Source organism: Arthrobacter alkaliphilus, assembly GCF_021483235.1.
Taxonomy (GTDB): Bacteria; Actinomycetota; Actinomycetes; order Actinomycetales; family Micrococcaceae; genus Arthrobacter; species Arthrobacter alkaliphilus.
Window position 1 is genome coordinate 57,025 of the sequence record NZ_JAKEEC010000002.1, and the last position, 15,277, is coordinate 72,301.

The window sequence follows — 15,277 nt, forward strand, 5'->3', positions numbered from 1 at the left end:
CAGTTCAGATCTGCAGCCGTGATTTCGGTCTTGCCGGTTTAGTTTCAGCAGGGCCGGTTACTAACGCCTTCTGACGCTCCGGAATGCGGGGCGCGGGCTGACGGTTCGCGTAACAGAAAGAGTTCTGTGGCACCTGCGACAGGCCGGTAAGGAGACGGCACCGGCAGACTTCGACACAGTAGGAGACAGGAACAGCGCTAAGCCGGGATCCAATGTCAGGGAACTGCCGCGGTTCTACCGCCGGTGCAAGTCCACTCTAGCACCTTCAACGTCCACTGCCAGTGTCATCACACGCCAGGCAACGTCCGGAGTGTTGTCCGCGGTGAACGAGTTGATCAATTTGGCGATCGCCTCGGCTTCGTCCGCCCCGTTGGCCAACGCCAGAACCGTGGGTCCCGCTCCCGAAACGACGGCCGCATGGCCCGAATCCCGCAACGCCTTGATCAGGGCTGCGCTTGGCCGCATTGCCTCTGCACGGTAGCTCTGGTGCAGGTAGTCCTCGGTTCCGGGAAGCAGGAAACGGGGATCGGCGGTCAATGCGTGGATCAGGAGCGCGGCGCGTCCCGAGTTCATGGCCGCCGCATGGTGGCCGACGGACGCGGGCAGCAAACCGCGGGCGGTTTCGGTGGAAAGTTCGTAGTCGGGCACCGCGACGACCGGGATGACCGACGGAACCACTTCTGCGCGCGTGCTGCTGTACTGCTCGCTGTCCTGCCATGACAAGGCCAGTCCGCCGAAAATCGCGGGTGCGACGTTGTCCGGGTGTCCTTCCATCTCGCTCGTGAGCTGCAGGATCCACTCGCGGTCGCGCCGGGCGGATTCGGGTACCAAAGCGTTGGCCGCGGTCACCGCCGCGACGACGGCCGAAGCCGAGGAGCCAAGTCCGCGGCCGTGCGGGTTGACGTTGTCCGCGGTGATTTTGAGGCCGCTGTGCCGGAAACCGAGGCGCTCCAACGCCGTCGTGAGTGCGCGCACTACGAGGTGGCTCGCATCGCGGGGAAGGGAATCGGCTCCCTCGCCGGAAAGCTCGAATTCGAGCCCTCCGGTGGCGAGCGTTTCGATGGTCAGGGTGTCGTAGATCGACAATGCCAGGCCGAGGCTGTCATAGCCGGGGCCAAGGTTGGCGCTGGTGCCCGGGACCCTGACCGTCAGCTGCTGGCCTGCCGCGACAAGCTTCAGACCCGTCGCGGCGGACTGCGTTGTTTCCACTATTGGTTTTCTTCCAGTCCCAGTTCGGATGCGACGGTCACGACGTCGTTCGGCACCTTGACCGGCTGGACTTCGCTGCCGTCTTCGGTACGGAGGGCCCACTGCGGGTCTTTGAGTCCGTGTCCCGTGACGGTAATGACGATCGTCTTGCCGGCCGGAACCTCCCCTGCGGCATGTTTCTTGATGAGGCCGGCAACGCCTGCCGCGGAACCGGGCTCCACGAAAACGCCTTCCTTGGCGGAGAGCCAGCGGTGGGCATCGAGGATTTCCTCGTCGGTCACGGCGTCGATGAAGCCGCCGGACTCATCGCGGGCCGCGATGGCCGTCTCCCAGGACGCCGGGTTGCCGATGCGGATGGCCGTGGCGATCGTGTCCGGTTCGGTGATGGGGTGGCCAGCCACGAACGGTGCCGCGCCTGCCGCCTGGAATCCCCACATGGCCGGCGTCTTGGTCGAGACTGCGGGAAGGGTACCCGCGGTCGCGGACTCAAAGGGCGCGGAATACTCCTTGTAGCCCTTCCAGTACGCGCTGATGTTTCCCGCGTTGCCCACCGGCAGGACGTGGATGTCCGGAGCGTCTCCGAGGGCGTCGACGATTTCGAAGGCGCCGGTCTTCTGGCCCTGGATGCGCGCCGGGTTGACGGAGTTCACGAGGAACACCGGGTACGACTCACCCAGCTTGCGGGCGATGTCGAGGCAGTTGTCGAAGTTGCCGTCCACCTGCAGAAGCGTGGCGCCGTGCGCGATCGCCTGGCTCAGTTTGCCCATGGAAATCTTGCCTTCGGGGACCAGCACCGCGCACTTCAGCCCTGCGGCGGTGGCGTATGCGGCAGCGGAGGCCGAGGTGTTGCCCGTGGAGGCGCAGACAACGGCTTGGGCGCCTGCTTCGACAGCGGCCGTCATGGCCATCGTCATGCCGCGGTCCTTGAAGGATCCGGTGGGATTCATGCCCTCCACCTTGAGGTACACCGTGGACCCGGTAAGTTCGGAGAGCTTCTGCGCGTGGACAAGCGGAGTACCGCCCTCGCCGAGGGTAATGACCTTCGTGGCTTCCGTTACTGGCAAACGATCAGCGTATTCGCGGATTACTCCGCGCCATTGGTGAGCCACTTAGACCCCTTCTACCCGCAGGACGGATGTCACAGAATTGATGACGTCCAGGCCTTTGACGGCCTCGACGGTTGCCGCGAGTGCGGCTTCGGATGCGCGGTGGGTGACGATCTTCAACTCGGCCGACTCAACCTTCGAGGCAGCGTCGCGGTGGATCGTCTGGCGCATGATTTCAATCGATACGCCGTGCTCCGCGAAGATCTGGGTGATACGGGCCAGCACGCCGGCCTGGTCGGCCACGTCGAGGCCGATGTAATAGCTCGTGGTCGAGGCATCGACCGGCAATGCGGGAACGAAGCCGGTGGTGGTCTCGGTGCGGCCGGGACCACCAAGCACCACCCGGCGGGCAGCCGAGACGAGGTCGCCCAGGACGGCAGACGCCGTCGGGGTGCCGCCGGCGCCCTGGCCGTAGAACATGAGCTCGCCGGCGTTCTCGGCTTCGATGAAGACAGCGTTGAAGGCGCCGCGAACGGCCGCTAGTGGGTGTTCGCGCGGCAGGAGGGTGGGGTGGACGCGGACTGAGATGCCGCCTTCACCGTTGGCGTTGGTGATCTTCTCGGCGATGGCGAGCAGCTTGATGACGAAGCCGGCTTCCTTCGCGGCGGCAATGTCCGCGGCGCTGACCTTCGTGATGCCTTCGCAGTAGACATCTTCGAGCGCGAAGCGCGTGTGGAAGGACAACGACGCGAGGATGGCGGCCTTCGCGGCGGCGTCATGGCCTTCGACGTCGGCAGTGGGGTCGGCTTCGGCGTATCCGAGCCGTTGGGCCTCGGCCAGCGCGTCGGCGAACTGCGCACCGGTGGTGTCCATTTGGTCGAGGATGAAGTTGGTGGTGCCGTTCACGATGCCCAGGACTCGCGTGATGCGGTCGCCGGAGAGGCTGTCGCGGATGGGACGCAGGATCGGAATGGCTCCGGCGACGGCCGCTTCATAGGAGAGCTGGACGCCGGCCTTGTCGGCCTCTTCGTAGAGTGTGGGCCCGTCCTGCGCCAGGAGCGCCTTGTTGCCGGTGACGACGCAGGCGCCGTTCTGCATGGCGGTCAGGATGAGCGAGCGGGCCGGCTCGATGCCGCCCATAAGCTCGATGACCAGGTCGACGTCCTTGACCAGGGTGTCGGCGTCGGTGGTGAACAGTTCGCGCGGCAGGTCGACGTCGCGCTCTGAATCGAGGTTCCGCACGGCGATGCCGGACAGCTGCAGGCGGGCTCCGGTGCGGGCCGCAAGGGCGTCGGCGTCGTCAAGGAGGATCCGCGCTACCTGGGCTCCCACGTTGCCACAGCCCAGCAGGGCCACCTTCAGCGTTCGCACTTCAGACATTCGCCACTCCCATGTCGCGGTTCAAGAGATCTTCTTCGGTTTCCCCGCGGACGATCAGCCGGGCGGATCCATTGCGCACTGCGACAACGCCAGGCCTGGCCAGATAGTTGTAGTTGCTTGAGAGGGCCCAGCAGTAAGCGCCGGTTCCCGGTACAGCGAGCAGATCACCGGCTGCCACGTCTTCGGGCAGATATACATCTCTAACAACTATGTCGCCGCTCTCGCAATGTTTGCCCACTACTCGGGACAGTTGCGGGGAAGCGGCCGAGGTGCGCGAGGCGAGAATGGCCGAATAATCCGCGTCGTACAGCACCGGACGGGCGTTGTCGCTCATGCCGCCGTCCACCGACACATAGCGGCGCGGGAACGTAACGTTCTGCTTGCCGCCGGCATCTCCAGAGGCGCCTTCAGGCGCATCGACGCGGACGGTTTTCAGCGTCCCCACCTCATACAAGGTGAACGTGCTGGTGCCTACGATTGCGCGACCCGGCTCGATCGAAATGCGCGGCGAGGCGATACCCAGCTCGGTGCACTTGGAACGCACGACGGCGGCCATCGCCTGCGCGATTTCGGCGGGAGGGCGGGGGGTGTCCACCGGAGTGTAGGCGATGCCGTAGCCACCGCCCAGGTCCAGTTCCGGCAGGACAATCGAGTACTTCGCCTGCATCGCGGCAAGGAATCCCAACAGCTTCTCGGCCGCCAATGCGAAGCCGTCGGCTTCGAAGATCTGGGAACCGATGTGGCAGTGCAGGCCCAGGAGCTCCACGTGCGAGTACGAAGTGGCCGCCGCGACGGCTTCCTCGGCGGCCGAGAGGCCCTCCGACTCCGTGGAGTCCCCCGCCATGGAGAGCCCGAATTTCTGGTCCTCGTGGGCCGTGGCGATGAATTCGTGGGTGTGGGCGTGGACACCGGGAGTCAGCCGAAGCATCACCTTCGCCGTCTCGCCTCTGCCGGAGGCAATCTTTTCAATCCGTTCAAGCTCATCGAGGCTGTCCACCACGATGCGGCCAAGCTTCATGTCCAGCGCGCGGTTGATCTCGGCGTCGGACTTGTTGTTGCCGTGCAGCCCGAGGTTGGCGCCGTCGATGCCTGCGCGGGCCGCCACTGCGAGCTCGCCCCCGGAGCACGTGTCCAGGCGCAGGCCTTCCTCGGCAACCCAGCTGGCCACGGCAGTGCACAAGAAGGACTTTCCGGCGTAGTAGACGTCCACGCCCCCGCAGATGTCCTCGAAGGCAGCGTCAAACGCATCCTTGAAGGAGCGGGCACGGGCACGGAAATCGCCCTCGCTCATGACGAACAGAGGAGTGCCGAACTGCGCCTTGAGCTCACTGACGGGAACCCCGTCAATCGCGAGCTCGCCGTCGTCGTTCCTTTCCACGCCTTCGGCCCACATCGGCGCGTGAAGGGCGTTCACGTCCCCCGGCACGGCGAGCCATCCGGGGGCAAGGGGCGAGGCTGCACTGTTGTTGGTCGTTTCCATGCCTGTCACATCCGTTCCGGTGCTGAAACGCCGAGGAGTTCGAGTCCGTTCGCCAGCACCTGGCTCGTTGCGTCATTGAGCCACAGCCGCGTGCGGTTGATGTCCTGGACGGGTTCGTCCCCGAGCGGCGAGACCCGGCAGGCGTCGTACCAACGGTGGTAGGCGCCGGCGATGACCTCGAGGTGGCGGGCCACCCGGTGCGGTTCGCGGAGCTCCGCGGCTTTGGCCACGATGGACGGGTAGCTGCCGAGGTAGGACAACAGCTCGTTCTCGGTGGCATGGTCCAGCAAGGACGCGTCGAAGGCGCTGCGGTCCACGCCGGCCTCGATCGCGTTGCGTGCTGTTCCCCGGGAACGGGCGTGAGCGTACTGCACGTAGAACACGGGGTTTTCGTTGCTGTTCTTCTTCAGCAGTTCAGGATCCAGCGTCAGCGGCGAGTCCGCGGGGAAGCGCGCCAGCGAGTAGCGCACCGCGTCCTTGCCGAGCCATTCGATAAGGTCCTTGAGCTCGATGATGTTACCGGCACGCTTGGACAGCTTGGCTCCGTTGACGGAAACCAGCTGTCCGATCAGGACCTCGATGTTGACCTCGGGGTCGTCGCCCGCGCAGGCGGCAATGGCCTTGAGCCGGTTGATGTAGCCGTGGTGGTCGGCCCCGAGCAGGTAGATCTTTTCCGTGAAGCCGCGGTCTTTCTTCGAGAGGTAGTACGCGGCGTCGGCGGCGAAGTACGTGGGTTCGCCGTTTGCACGGATCATCACGCGGTCCTTGTCGTCGCCGAAGTCCGTGGTGCGCAGCCAAACGGCACCGCCGTCGTCGAACACGTGGCCCTGCTCGCGGAGGCGGGCAACAGCGGATTCGATCGCGCCGGCGTCGTGCAGTTCCTGCTCGGAGAAAAAGACGTCGAAGGAGACGCCGAACCGGGCCAGGGTGTCCTTGATGTCCTTCATTTGGGCTTCGTAGGCGGCACCCCGGATCACCGGCAGCGCGGCTTCGTCGGTCAGTTCCCGGATTGCCGGATGGGCCTTGAGGACTTCGTCGCCGAGTTCGCGGATGTACTCGCCCGGGTAGCCGCCCTCCGGAACGTCGCGTCCGTGCAAGCGGGACAGCACCGAGTTCGCAAAGACATTCATTTGCGAGCCGGCGTCGTTGATGTAGTACTCCGCGGTGACGTCGGCGCCGGAGGCCCGGAGGACACGGGCAATTGCATCACCCAGGGCAGCCCAGCGCGTGTGGCCGATGTGCAGCGGTCCTGTGGGGTTGGCCGAGACGAATTCCATGTTGACCACATGGCCTGCGAGCGCCTGGTTGGTTCCATAGGAGCTTCCCGCCTCGACGATTGCCTTGGCCAGCGCACCGGCGGCGGCCGCATCCACAGTGATGTTGAGGAAGCCCGGGCCCGCAATGTCCACGGCCGTGACGCCGTCGATCGCTTCCAGCCGCTTGCCCAGGATCGTGGCGAATTCACGCGGGTTGGTCCCGGCATGCTTCGCAAGCTGCAAGGCAATGTTCGTGGCCCAGTCCCCGTGCTCCCGGTTCTTGGGTCGCTCTACGCGCACGTCCTCGGGGAGGGCAGATTCGGAAAGCGCAAGCTCGCCGGCGGCGACAGCGTCTTTCAGGCAGGCGGATATGGCGGCTGAGAGTTCTTCGGGAGTCACCCGTCTAGCCTACCGGTGGGCCTTGCAAGTGGTGGAATTCTTATGCCTAGTAACGCGCAGATGCGGGCACCAGCGCGCACCCAGCTGGAGCCCAGCTTCGGTCAGTTCAGCTCCCAGACTGAACCGCTACGCTGAAATCAACGTCAACGGTGTGAACGGCCACCGGCCCACAGCACTCCGCGTTGACCCTCTTCCCGTCAAGTTGAACCCCGTCCAGTTGAAACGAGCAAAACCATGACTACGCCACTCCGCAAGGGCCTCCTGGTGGGGGCCGCCGGCCTCTTCCTTGCCAGTTCCGTGGCAGCTTGCGCCCCTTCGGCCCAAGGAAGCACCCCGCAGAAGACCTCCACGATCACCGGACCCTACAAGGACGGTACGTACAGCGCCGACGGCGACTACATTTCACCCAACGGCGGTGAAACCGTGGGCGTTACGCTGACCCTCGCCGGCAGCACCATTTCCGCGGTGGACATCACCGTGCATGCCAACAACCCGAACACCAAGGAATTCCAAGGACAGTTCAAGAACGGCATCGCGGCGCAGGTGGTCGGCAAGAAGCTCGATGAGATCAACGTCTCAAAAGTAGCCGGCTCCTCCTTGACCAGCCAAGGATTCAACAAGGCAGTGGAAACCATCAAGTCCGAGGCCAAATAAGGGCATGGCGCACACGGGCTGGAGCGTTTTCAGCTTCGACGGAATCGGGACCGCGTGGGAAATCTCGACGCCCGAGGACCTCCCGGGGCACGTGCGCGCCGGCCTCCTCGGCCTCGTGGAGGACTACGACCGGAGCTATTCGCGTTTCCGGGACGACTCCCTGATCGCCGGGCTTGCCCGCAACCCGGGCACTGTGACCCTCCCGGCAGGGGCAGGCGAACTGGAGCAGCTTTTCCGGAAGTTGTACCGCCTCAGCAACGGCGCCATGACGCCCCTCATCGGCGACAGCCTCGAGCGGCTGGGCTACGGGCATGACTACGCCTTGCGGCCGGCCGGCCATCCGGTGCCGGCACGACGCTGGGAAGACGTCCTCGAATGGAAGGGTTCGGAGATCTCCACTTCCGTCCCGCTGGTCCTGGACATTGGCGCCGCCGGGAAAGGCCAATTGGTGGACCTCGCGGCTGCGGTCCTGCGTGGCGCTGGAATCACGGAATTCCTTGTCGATGCCAGCGGGGACATGCTCCATTCCGGGAGGGATCCGTTGCGCGTGGCCCTTGAGCACCCTTACGACCCCGCCCAGGCGATCGGCGTCGTCGAACTCCGCGACGGTGCGCTGTGCGCTTCCGCAGCCAACCGGCGCGCGTGGGGCGACGGACTGCACCATGTCCTCGACGGCGCGACCGGGCGCCCCATCCAGACGGTAGTGGCTACGTGGACCATGGCCGCCACCGCGATGGAAGCGGACGCGCTGGCCACGGCGCTCTTCATGGTGGAGCCGGAAGTGCTTGCGGAAGAATTCGAATTTTCCTGGCTCAAGGTGTATTCGGACGGTCACGCTGAGTATTCGGCCGGCTTCGAAGGGACCCTCTTCTCATGATTGCCCTCAAAGCGATTGCCCTCAAAGCGCGGGTGGATGCCTGGCTCGGCCGTTTCACGATGTACCGGCTGATCCTCTGGGTCCTCGCTGTTCTCGCTGCCTACAGCATGGTGTTGAACGCCCTGGGCTGGTTGAGCTTCGGGCTGCCTGAAATGATCGTCCACCTCGTGCTGTGCCTGGGCCTGACATATGCATCCAACCGGCTCTTCGCCATGCTCTTCAAGGTCCGGCCGCACTCCGAGTCTTCCCTCATCACGGGCCTCTTGTTGTATTTCCTGTTCTGGCCCACCGAGCTGATTCCTTCGGTCCAGATCCCCGATCTCGCCGGAGTTGCCGTCGCATGCGTCCTGGCCTCGGCTTCGAAATACGTCCTGGCGTTCCGAGGGCGGCACATTTTCAATCCCGCCGCGGCAGGAGCCTTCATCGCCGGGTTCACCGGCTTGAACATCGCCACGTGGTGGGCCGCGACCCCAGCCATGTTGTGGCTCGTGGTTCCCGGCGTGCTGCTGGTGCTGTACCGGACGCTGAAGGTGCTCATGGCCTGCGCTTTCCTCGTGGTGGCGGTGACCGTGGTGTGCGCTGTGCTCCTGCGGGGCGGCATGACCTTCGGATCGGCTTTGTGGCAGCCGATCGCCCAGCAGCCGCTATTGTTTTTCGCCGGCTTCATGCTCACCGAGCCCCTCACCCTGCCTCCGCGTCGTTGGCAGCAGGTAGCGCTCGCCGTCGTCGTGGCTTTGTTGTTTGCCGTGCCGTACAACGTGGGAGGCGTGGCCAATTCACCTCAACTCGCGCTGCTCATTGGGAACCTCCTCGCCTTCCTCATGGGGCAGCGGAGCGGGATCGTGCTGACGTTCAAAGGCGCCCGTCCCCTGACGCCGTTCACCACCGAATTCCGCTTTGAGCCGCGACGGCCAGTCCGTTTCCTCCCGGGGCAGTTCATGGAGCTCGACCTTCCGCACCTGCGCTCGGACGGGAAAGGGCGTCGACGTGTCTTCAGCATGACCAGTGCGCCGGATTCACCCGAGCTGACGTTCGGCGTAGGCACCGCGGAACCTGTCTCGGCCGCCAAGCGCGCGTTGCTCGCGCTTGAGCCCGGAGACTGCGTGCATGGAACCACTGTGGGCGGCGACTTTGTCTTACCGCGCGACGCCGGCAAACCCGTGCTGCTCATCGCGGCGGGAATCGGGATCACACCTTTCTTGTCCCAGTTGGGATCCGGCGCCGCCGCACGAAGGGACATCGTCGTCCTTTACCTCGCCCCCAGCGCCGCTGAACTTGCCGGGAGCGAAGTCCTGGAGGCCTCGGGCGCACGGGTCATTGCCCGCCTTTCGGACGGTTCGCCACCGCCGTCGTTCATGCACGACGCAGGGCGGGGCCGCATCGACGGCAACTCCTTGCGGGAGCTCGTCCCGGACGTGGCCAAACGCGAGGTGTACGTCTCAGGCTCCCCGGCAAACGTGGATGCCCTCCGCTCAGCCGCCCGCCACGCCGGAGCCCGACGAATCCATGTGGACGCTTTCGCGGGCTACTGACGGGCCGGGGTGCTCACCCTCGCGGCGAGGATGGCCGCGAGGTTACTGAGGGAAGCGAACCGGCGGTGAGGGAGGTGGGGTGGTGGCCAAGTAAGTCATCTTAGGGAACAAGCGGAATGCCTAAACTTTTGCTGACGGCATCATCGATGGTCCTGAAACTCTGAAGACCCGATTCACCGACCGGGTCAACGGATCCCGGAAGATCTAGCTAATAGCTTGACGCGCCACGCAGAGCGACCCTTGAGCGGCATTTTGGCCTGCCCGAGGATGCGCATCGGGCGTTCCGGCCCTGTGGCACACTTCTATGGTGCCTGATGTGATGAGTCGAGTAGACCGTATGACGCGCGCTTTTTGGCGCGTCACAGGCCGCCGCATTGATCTGGCCGGCGATCAGGCATGGCTCAACGCACCGATGCACCGCGAATCGGTGATCGGGGACACCTGGCTCACCGACGCCGCCGCCGCGATCGGCGGCCGGGTTGTGCGTAATGAACCCGGCGCGGGGCTGCTTCCAAAATTCGCTTCGTTGGACGGTCCTCAATTTCGTTCCGCCGATGTCCACCCGGACATACGCGACTTCTACGAGCACACATCACTTTGGCGGATGGAGGTCTGGACGGCATGGAATCCTCTCTTCCAGCCAGGCGGGAACCTCGTCGCCCGTTATTTCGGCCGTCGCGTTCAGCAGCTGGCCATTCCCACTCGCCCTCTTGAGACTGCTCACGGGATGGACAGCGATGTAGCCGCGATACTTGCCCCGGACGGGCGCCAGTTGGGTGCAGGATGGATCCGGACCCTTCGATCCACTGCGGCGTACGTGTACAGCGGCTACTACCGCGTGACGACGCTGCCCGAAACCACTCAGCCAAGCGTGCACGTAAGTTTTCCTCTCGAATCAGGGAACGTGCAGGTCTTTCTCCGCCCGCGCGCCCTGACTGACGGTTCGCTCGAACTGCTTTCCACGCGAGGCCCGTTCGGCACCGACGGTGCCTATCTCGCCGTGAGCCGAAATGGCATCGCGCACGCGGCACGCGTTCCGCTCCACGAGACCTTCCGGCTATATGTCGATGACGACGGCGTCCTTCGAACCGATCACGTCATTCGCTTTCGTTCCGCCGTCGCCGTCCGCCTTCACTACAAGCTCACGAGACACGAGTAAGCCGGAGGGAGCTCCAATACGACTCTTCAGACTGTACTAGCGGTAAGGCTCCAACCCGACCTAACTTGGGTTGCACCATGACGTGAGGCCGTTCATTGTGCCCCATCCGACCGTAGTGACTCCGGTAGGGTCCTTGCCCGTTCTCCCTTGCGGCTCCCCTGGCCGGCGCCACGTTTTCCATTGCAGCGCCGTGACCTGCTAAGCTCATGGACGTCCCTCCGGCAACGGACGGGAGCCCCGCATGCCCTCGTAGCTCAGGGGATAGAGCGTCTGCCTCCGGAGCAGAAGGCCGTAGGTTCGAATCCTATCGAGGGCACAACAGAAAACCCCGCCGGTTCCAGGAACCGGCGGGGTTTTCCTTTGCCTTCGTCCCGCGATCGACGTCGTTCGGATGTCGGATTCTGCTCAATCATTCGAATGGACAGAATCCGGAACCGCGGAATCTCGGGCCCCGGGAACTTCGGCGAAAAGAATGATCCAGCAGAATCCGACGGGGTCCACTGATTGTCGAGCCCGTCGAAAGCATCCCGGACATGCCGCACGGGCCGGACTAAAAAGTCAGTGGCCGCTCCTAAGCTGTTCGTACCGTCCAACAGGTACGAAAGGGTTCGCCGTGATTTGTTCCATCGTTCCTCCCTACATGCTGCGAAGGCTGGCGGCACAGCGTGAGCCCCGCCTGCGGACGATCGCGCGTGCGGCCAAGGAATCCCTGCTCCACATCAAGAACCTCCAGGCGGTCCGGGCGCTGCCTGTACCCTCCCCCGCGCCCACGGCACGGCAGGCGAAGCCCGGCCCGCCCAAACGGACCATCTACGACGCCGGCTCCATCGAAGCCTTGCCGGGCAAGGTCGTCCGCAAGGAGAAAGGTCCCGCTACCGGCGACGCCGCGGCCGATGAGGCCTACGACGGCCTGGGCGAGACCCACGCGCTGTATGCCGGGGCGTTCAGCCGTAATTCGATCGACGGCGCCGGGCTGAAACTCGATGCCACTGTGCACTACGGCGAGCTCTACGACAACGCTTTCTGGAACGGCAGCCAGATGGTCTTTGGTGACGGCGACGGCGAGATCTTCCAGAGGTTCACGAAATCGCTCAGCGTCATCGGGCACGAGCTTGCCCACGGCGTGACGCAGTACACGGCAGCCCTCGCCTACCGGAACCAGGCCGGGGCGCTCAATGAGTCCATGTCGGATGTCTTCGGGGCGCTGGTGGAGCAGTACGCCAAAAAGCAATCGGCTGCCGAGGCCAGTTGGCTGATTGGCGAGGGCTTGTTCACCGACGCGGTCCAAGGTGCGGCGCTCCGGTCCATGAAGGCACCGGGAACCGCGTACGACGACGACGTTCTCGGCAAGGATCCGCAACCGGACTCCATGGACAAGTACGTCCGCACCACGGCGGACAACGGCGGTGTCCACATCAACTCAGGCATCCCCAACCGGGCGTTCTCGATTATCGCCTTGGAACTGGGCGGAAACGCGTGGGAGGCTCCGGGGCAAATCTGGTTCAACACGCTCACCAGCGGCTCACTGCCGCCCACGTGCACCTTCGGACGTTTCGCCAAGGCCACGGTGGCGTCGGCTGACGAACTCTTCGGTGCCGGCTCACGCGAGCATGACGCAGTCCGTAAGGCGTGGGAAACTGTGAAGGTAAAGCTCTAGCAGCGTCCTTCAGAGCAGTGGAAGCCGCAGAACATGAAAATCACTGTCCAGCGCAGCGGTGGCGTCGCCGCGATCACACGCGTCTGGACCGTGGATGCAGCCACGTCCGAGGAAAAACAGCGCTGGATGCCGATCGTTGAGGCATGTCCTTGGGACCAGGTGCCATCCCGCCGCCACGCCGGCGAGCAAGCGGCTGCACGGACATCCGGGAAAGCAGCCGGCCAAGCCGATCGGTTCATGTATTCAATCCGCGCCGGTCAGCACCGGGCCACGCTTCCGGAGACCGAGGTCACGGGACCTTGGCACACCTTGGTGGAGAACGCCAAAGTAGAGGGCCGGGAGACCCTGCGCCGCTAGCCGACTTCCGCCAACTGGCCACGGAAAGCCCTCCTGTACGACTGCGGACTCGTGGCCAGGACCTTGGCGAAGTGGTGCCGCAGCAGCACCGAGTGTCCGAATCCGGCTTCGCGCGCAATTTCGTCAATGTTCAGCTCCGTGGTTTCCAGGAGTTCCTGTGCCCGGAGCACGCGTTGCGAGTTGAGCCATGCCGCCGGTGTAGCACCCGTTTCGGCCCGGAACCGGCGCGCGAAGGTCCGGGCGGACATGTGCAGCCGGGAAGCCAGTTCGTTGACGCTGTGGTCCTGCTCCAGGTTCTCCACCATCCACCGCAGCAGTGCCTCCATGGGCGCAGAGCCGCACGTGGGCATGGGCCGGTCGATGAACTGGGCCTGGCCGCCGTCGCGGTGTGGCGGAACCACCATGTCGCGGGCAATGGCAGCAGCGACATTTGCGCCAAGTTCAACGCGGACAAGATGCAGGCAGGCATCAATGCCCGCGGCCGTGCCGGCGCTTGAGATGATCGTTCCGTCCTGGACGTAGAGCACGTTTTCGTCGACGTGAATCTGCGGGTACCTGCTGGCGAGGTCCTGTGAATAGTGCCAGTGCGTGGTGCAGCGTCGCCCGTCGAGGAGGCCGGCACGGGCAAGCGCGTAGGCCCCCGAGCAGATCGACATGACCCAGGCCCCGCGCGCGTGCGCCGCCCGCAGCGCATCCAATACGGACTCCGGCACGTCGTCGTCCCGGCCGTACGGCGCCATGATGACCAGATCGGCATCGGACGTGGCTTCCAGGCCCAGGCCGACATGCATCGACAGCCCGGACTTCATCTTCACGTCTCCGGGGACGGGCGTGCAGACCCTGAAGTCAAAGCCGGGGACGCCCGTCCCCCGGTCCGCCCGGTCGATGCCAAAGACCTCGCAGGCGGTCCCGAATTCGAAGATCGAGAAGTTGGGAACAACAATGATCGCCACTGTTTTCAGCATGAAACCAGTGTGGCAGAAAATTATCTGAATGGGTCATTTCTGCCACTGTTTCTTGTAGTGGGCCAGGAAGACTATGGAGGCATGGAGTTCATCGGAGCCTTGCTCTTCCTCATCCTCATCATCACGGCCGCCGCTTCCATCTCGGCGGTCCTTCGGGGCGGCGGCCGCCTTCCCGACCGGTCCGAGCCTTGGACGGCCCGGGACCTGCCTAACAACTCATGCTGGACACTGCGCGCGTTCTGAGAACAGTCCACCCCCAAACACGGACCGTTTTTGTCCGCAACATGGGCTAGATTCATTCCATGATCCAAACGTCCGCCAGGCTCCTGCAATTGTTGTCCTTGTTGCAGGTCCGGCGTGAATGGACCGGCCCGGCGTTGGCCCAGCGGATGGGTGTCACGGAGCGCACCGTCCGCCGCGATATCGACAAGCTCCGGAACCTCGGCTACCCCATCCACGCCTCGCCGGGAACAGCCGGCGGCTACCAACTGGGTGCCGGCGCACAGTTGCCGCCGCTGCTGCTTGACGACAATGAAGCTCTCGCCGTCGCCCTGGGATTGAACTCGGTGGCGGCGGGTCCGGTTGCCGGAATCGGCGAAGCCTCGGTCCGTGCCCTTGCCAAGCTCGAGCAGGTGCTGCCGTCACGTCTCCGCCCGAAGTTCGCGATGCTCAAGGCCGCGGTCACCACGCTGCCCAGCAACGCGGCGTCGGTAGACCCCCAGCAGCTCACGGTGGTCTCTGCGGCGATCGCGGACAAGCGGCAACTCAGTTTCGACTATGTCAAAGCCGACGGCGACGCCCGCCGGCGTTTGGTGGAACCATACCGGCTGGTGGACACCGGGCGGCGCTGGTACCTGGTCGCGTGGGATGTGGACCGGGAAGACTGGCGCACGTTCCGCGCCGACCGCATCGCCACGCTTCCGGCCGAACGGAAAAAGTATGTGCCGCGCCCCCTGCCGGCCGAGGACCTCGCAGACTACGTCCAGCGCTCCGTGACCCGCTCGCCTTACCGTTTCGACGTCGTCGTCCGCCTCCACGCCCCCATCGCCGAGGTGGCCGCCGTCGTCGGCCCGCAGCTCGCGAGCTTGACCGACGACGGCGGGAACGCAACCCTGCTCCGCGCCGGCTGGGATAGCCTGGCGCAGCCGGCGGCGCACCTGGCAGCGCTCGACATGGACTTTGAGATCATCTCTCCGGAAGAGTTCAAGGAATATGCTTGCACGCTCGCCGGTCGATTGGAAAAGTCCGCGGGGAACCATCCAGGGAACCGTCCACTGCAAGGCGGAGCGCCGCCACAGTAGACTGT

The 15,277-nt window shown here is 64.7% G+C and carries 14 protein-coding genes and 1 tRNA gene; 9 read left to right on the forward strand and 6 right to left on the reverse strand.

All coding sequences use genetic code 11. The features are described 5' to 3' along the window. Positions 1-234: 234 nt before the first annotated feature. The 5 genes from thrB to argS are packed head-to-tail and all read right to left on the reverse strand — an operon-like array spanning position 235 to position 6,770. Entirely contained in the window at positions 235-1,209 is a 975-nt protein-coding gene (gene thrB, locus L0B83_RS02605) for a homoserine kinase (protein ID WP_234756707.1), read from the reverse strand. After that, entirely contained in the window at positions 1,209-2,318 is a 1,110-nt protein-coding gene (thrC, locus tag L0B83_RS02610) for a threonine synthase (RefSeq protein WP_234756709.1), read from the reverse strand. The genes thrB and thrC overlap by 1 nt, the downstream gene beginning before the upstream one ends. After that, positions 2,319-3,635: a homoserine dehydrogenase gene (locus tag L0B83_RS02615; RefSeq protein ID WP_234756711.1), complete on the reverse strand. Its 1,317-nt coding sequence runs from the start codon at positions 3,633-3,635 to the stop codon at positions 2,319-2,321. Beyond that, positions 3,628-5,115 carry a diaminopimelate decarboxylase gene (gene lysA, locus L0B83_RS02620; RefSeq protein WP_234756713.1) on the reverse strand — a complete coding sequence of 496 codons (1,488 nt, stop codon included), beginning with the start codon at positions 5,113-5,115 and terminating at the stop codon, positions 3,628-3,630. The genes L0B83_RS02615 and lysA overlap by 8 nt, the downstream gene beginning before the upstream one ends. A gap of 5 nt (positions 5,116-5,120) precedes the next feature. After that, complete coding sequence (gene argS / locus L0B83_RS02625) at positions 5,121-6,770, reverse strand: arginine--tRNA ligase (protein WP_234756714.1); 1,650 nt, start codon at positions 6,768-6,770, stop codon at positions 5,121-5,123. 234 nt (positions 6,771-7,004) lie between these two features. Between argS and L0B83_RS02630 the strand changes: the two genes are divergently transcribed. The 7 genes from L0B83_RS02630 (at position 7,005) to L0B83_RS02660 (ending at position 13,006) form a co-directional block, all read left to right on the forward strand. Then, on the forward strand, positions 7,005-7,424 hold the full coding sequence (locus tag L0B83_RS02630) for an FMN-binding protein (RefSeq protein WP_234756717.1): 420 nt from the start codon (positions 7,005-7,007) through the stop codon (positions 7,422-7,424). A 4-nt stretch (positions 7,425-7,428) separates the two neighbouring features. After that, positions 7,429-8,301 carry an FAD:protein FMN transferase gene (locus tag L0B83_RS02635; RefSeq protein WP_234756718.1) on the forward strand — a complete coding sequence of 291 codons (873 nt, stop codon included), beginning with the start codon at positions 7,429-7,431 and terminating at the stop codon, positions 8,299-8,301. Further along, a complete protein-coding gene (locus L0B83_RS02640; protein WP_234756720.1) occupies positions 8,298-9,833 on the forward strand; it encodes a ferredoxin--NADP reductase in 1,536 nt (511 codons plus the stop codon). Before L0B83_RS02635 ends, L0B83_RS02640 begins: the two co-directional genes overlap by 4 nt. A gap of 337 nt (positions 9,834-10,170) precedes the next feature. Continuing rightward, positions 10,171-10,992: a hypothetical protein gene (locus L0B83_RS02645; RefSeq protein WP_234756722.1), complete on the forward strand. Its 822-nt coding sequence runs from the start codon at positions 10,171-10,173 to the stop codon at positions 10,990-10,992. Positions 10,993-11,235: 243 nt separating this feature from the next. Then, positions 11,236-11,308, forward strand: a tRNA-Arg gene (locus L0B83_RS02650). 324 nt (positions 11,309-11,632) lie between these two features. Further along, complete coding sequence (locus L0B83_RS02655; RefSeq protein WP_234756983.1) at positions 11,633-12,649, forward strand: M4 family metallopeptidase; 1,017 nt, start codon at positions 11,633-11,635, stop codon at positions 12,647-12,649. Positions 12,650-12,682: 33 nt separating this feature from the next. After that, the gene (locus L0B83_RS02660; RefSeq protein ID WP_234756724.1) at positions 12,683-13,006 is read left to right on the forward strand and encodes a protealysin inhibitor emfourin; all 324 of its coding nucleotides are present in this window, start codon (positions 12,683-12,685) and stop codon (positions 13,004-13,006) included. Here L0B83_RS02660 and L0B83_RS02665 read toward each other — a convergent pair. Then, positions 13,003-13,971: a GlxA family transcriptional regulator gene (locus L0B83_RS02665; RefSeq protein ID WP_234756726.1), complete on the reverse strand. Its 969-nt coding sequence runs from the start codon at positions 13,969-13,971 to the stop codon at positions 13,003-13,005. The two genes, L0B83_RS02660 and L0B83_RS02665, sit on opposite strands and share 4 nt — an antisense overlap. An 81-nt stretch (positions 13,972-14,052) precedes the next feature. On the opposite strand from L0B83_RS02665, the gene L0B83_RS02670 reads away from it, so the two are divergent. Together L0B83_RS02670 and L0B83_RS02675 are read left to right on the forward strand one after the other, a co-directional pair. Beyond that, positions 14,053-14,214, forward strand: a complete 162-nt coding sequence (locus L0B83_RS02670) for a hypothetical protein (RefSeq protein ID WP_234756728.1) — start codon at positions 14,053-14,055, stop codon at positions 14,212-14,214. Between the two features lie 59 nt (positions 14,215-14,273). After that, a complete protein-coding gene (locus L0B83_RS02675) occupies positions 14,274-15,272 on the forward strand; it encodes a helix-turn-helix transcriptional regulator (RefSeq protein WP_234756730.1) in 999 nt (332 codons plus the stop codon). Positions 15,273-15,277: the final 5 nt, after the last annotated feature.

What these genes read in the sequence shown, in the direction of transcription:
- L0B83_RS02615 (WP_234756711.1), bottom strand. Translation starts at nt 3,635, where the DNA reads ATGTCTGAAGTGCGAACGCTGAAGGTGGCCCTGCTGGGCTGTGGCAAC.
- lysA (WP_234756713.1), bottom strand. Translation starts at nt 5,115, where the DNA reads ATGGAAACGACCAACAACAGTGCAGCCTCGCCCCTTGCCCCCGGATGG.
- L0B83_RS02630 (WP_234756717.1), top strand. Translation starts at nt 7,005, where the DNA reads ATGACTACGCCACTCCGCAAGGGCCTCCTGGTGGGGGCCGCCGGCCTC.
- L0B83_RS02635 (WP_234756718.1), top strand. Translation starts at nt 7,429, where the DNA reads ATGGCGCACACGGGCTGGAGCGTTTTCAGCTTCGACGGAATCGGGACC.
- L0B83_RS02640 (WP_234756720.1), top strand. Translation starts at nt 8,298, where the DNA reads ATGATTGCCCTCAAAGCGATTGCCCTCAAAGCGCGGGTGGATGCCTGG.
- L0B83_RS02645 (WP_234756722.1), top strand. Translation starts at nt 10,171, where the DNA reads ATGACGCGCGCTTTTTGGCGCGTCACAGGCCGCCGCATTGATCTGGCC.
- L0B83_RS02655 (WP_234756983.1), top strand. Translation starts at nt 11,633, where the DNA reads ATGCTGCGAAGGCTGGCGGCACAGCGTGAGCCCCGCCTGCGGACGATC.
- L0B83_RS02660 (WP_234756724.1), top strand. Translation starts at nt 12,683, where the DNA reads ATGAAAATCACTGTCCAGCGCAGCGGTGGCGTCGCCGCGATCACACGC.
- L0B83_RS02665 (WP_234756726.1), bottom strand. Translation starts at nt 13,971, where the DNA reads ATGCTGAAAACAGTGGCGATCATTGTTGTTCCCAACTTCTCGATCTTC.
- L0B83_RS02670 (WP_234756728.1), top strand. Translation starts at nt 14,053, where the DNA reads ATGGAGTTCATCGGAGCCTTGCTCTTCCTCATCCTCATCATCACGGCC.
- L0B83_RS02675 (WP_234756730.1), top strand. Translation starts at nt 14,274, where the DNA reads ATGATCCAAACGTCCGCCAGGCTCCTGCAATTGTTGTCCTTGTTGCAG.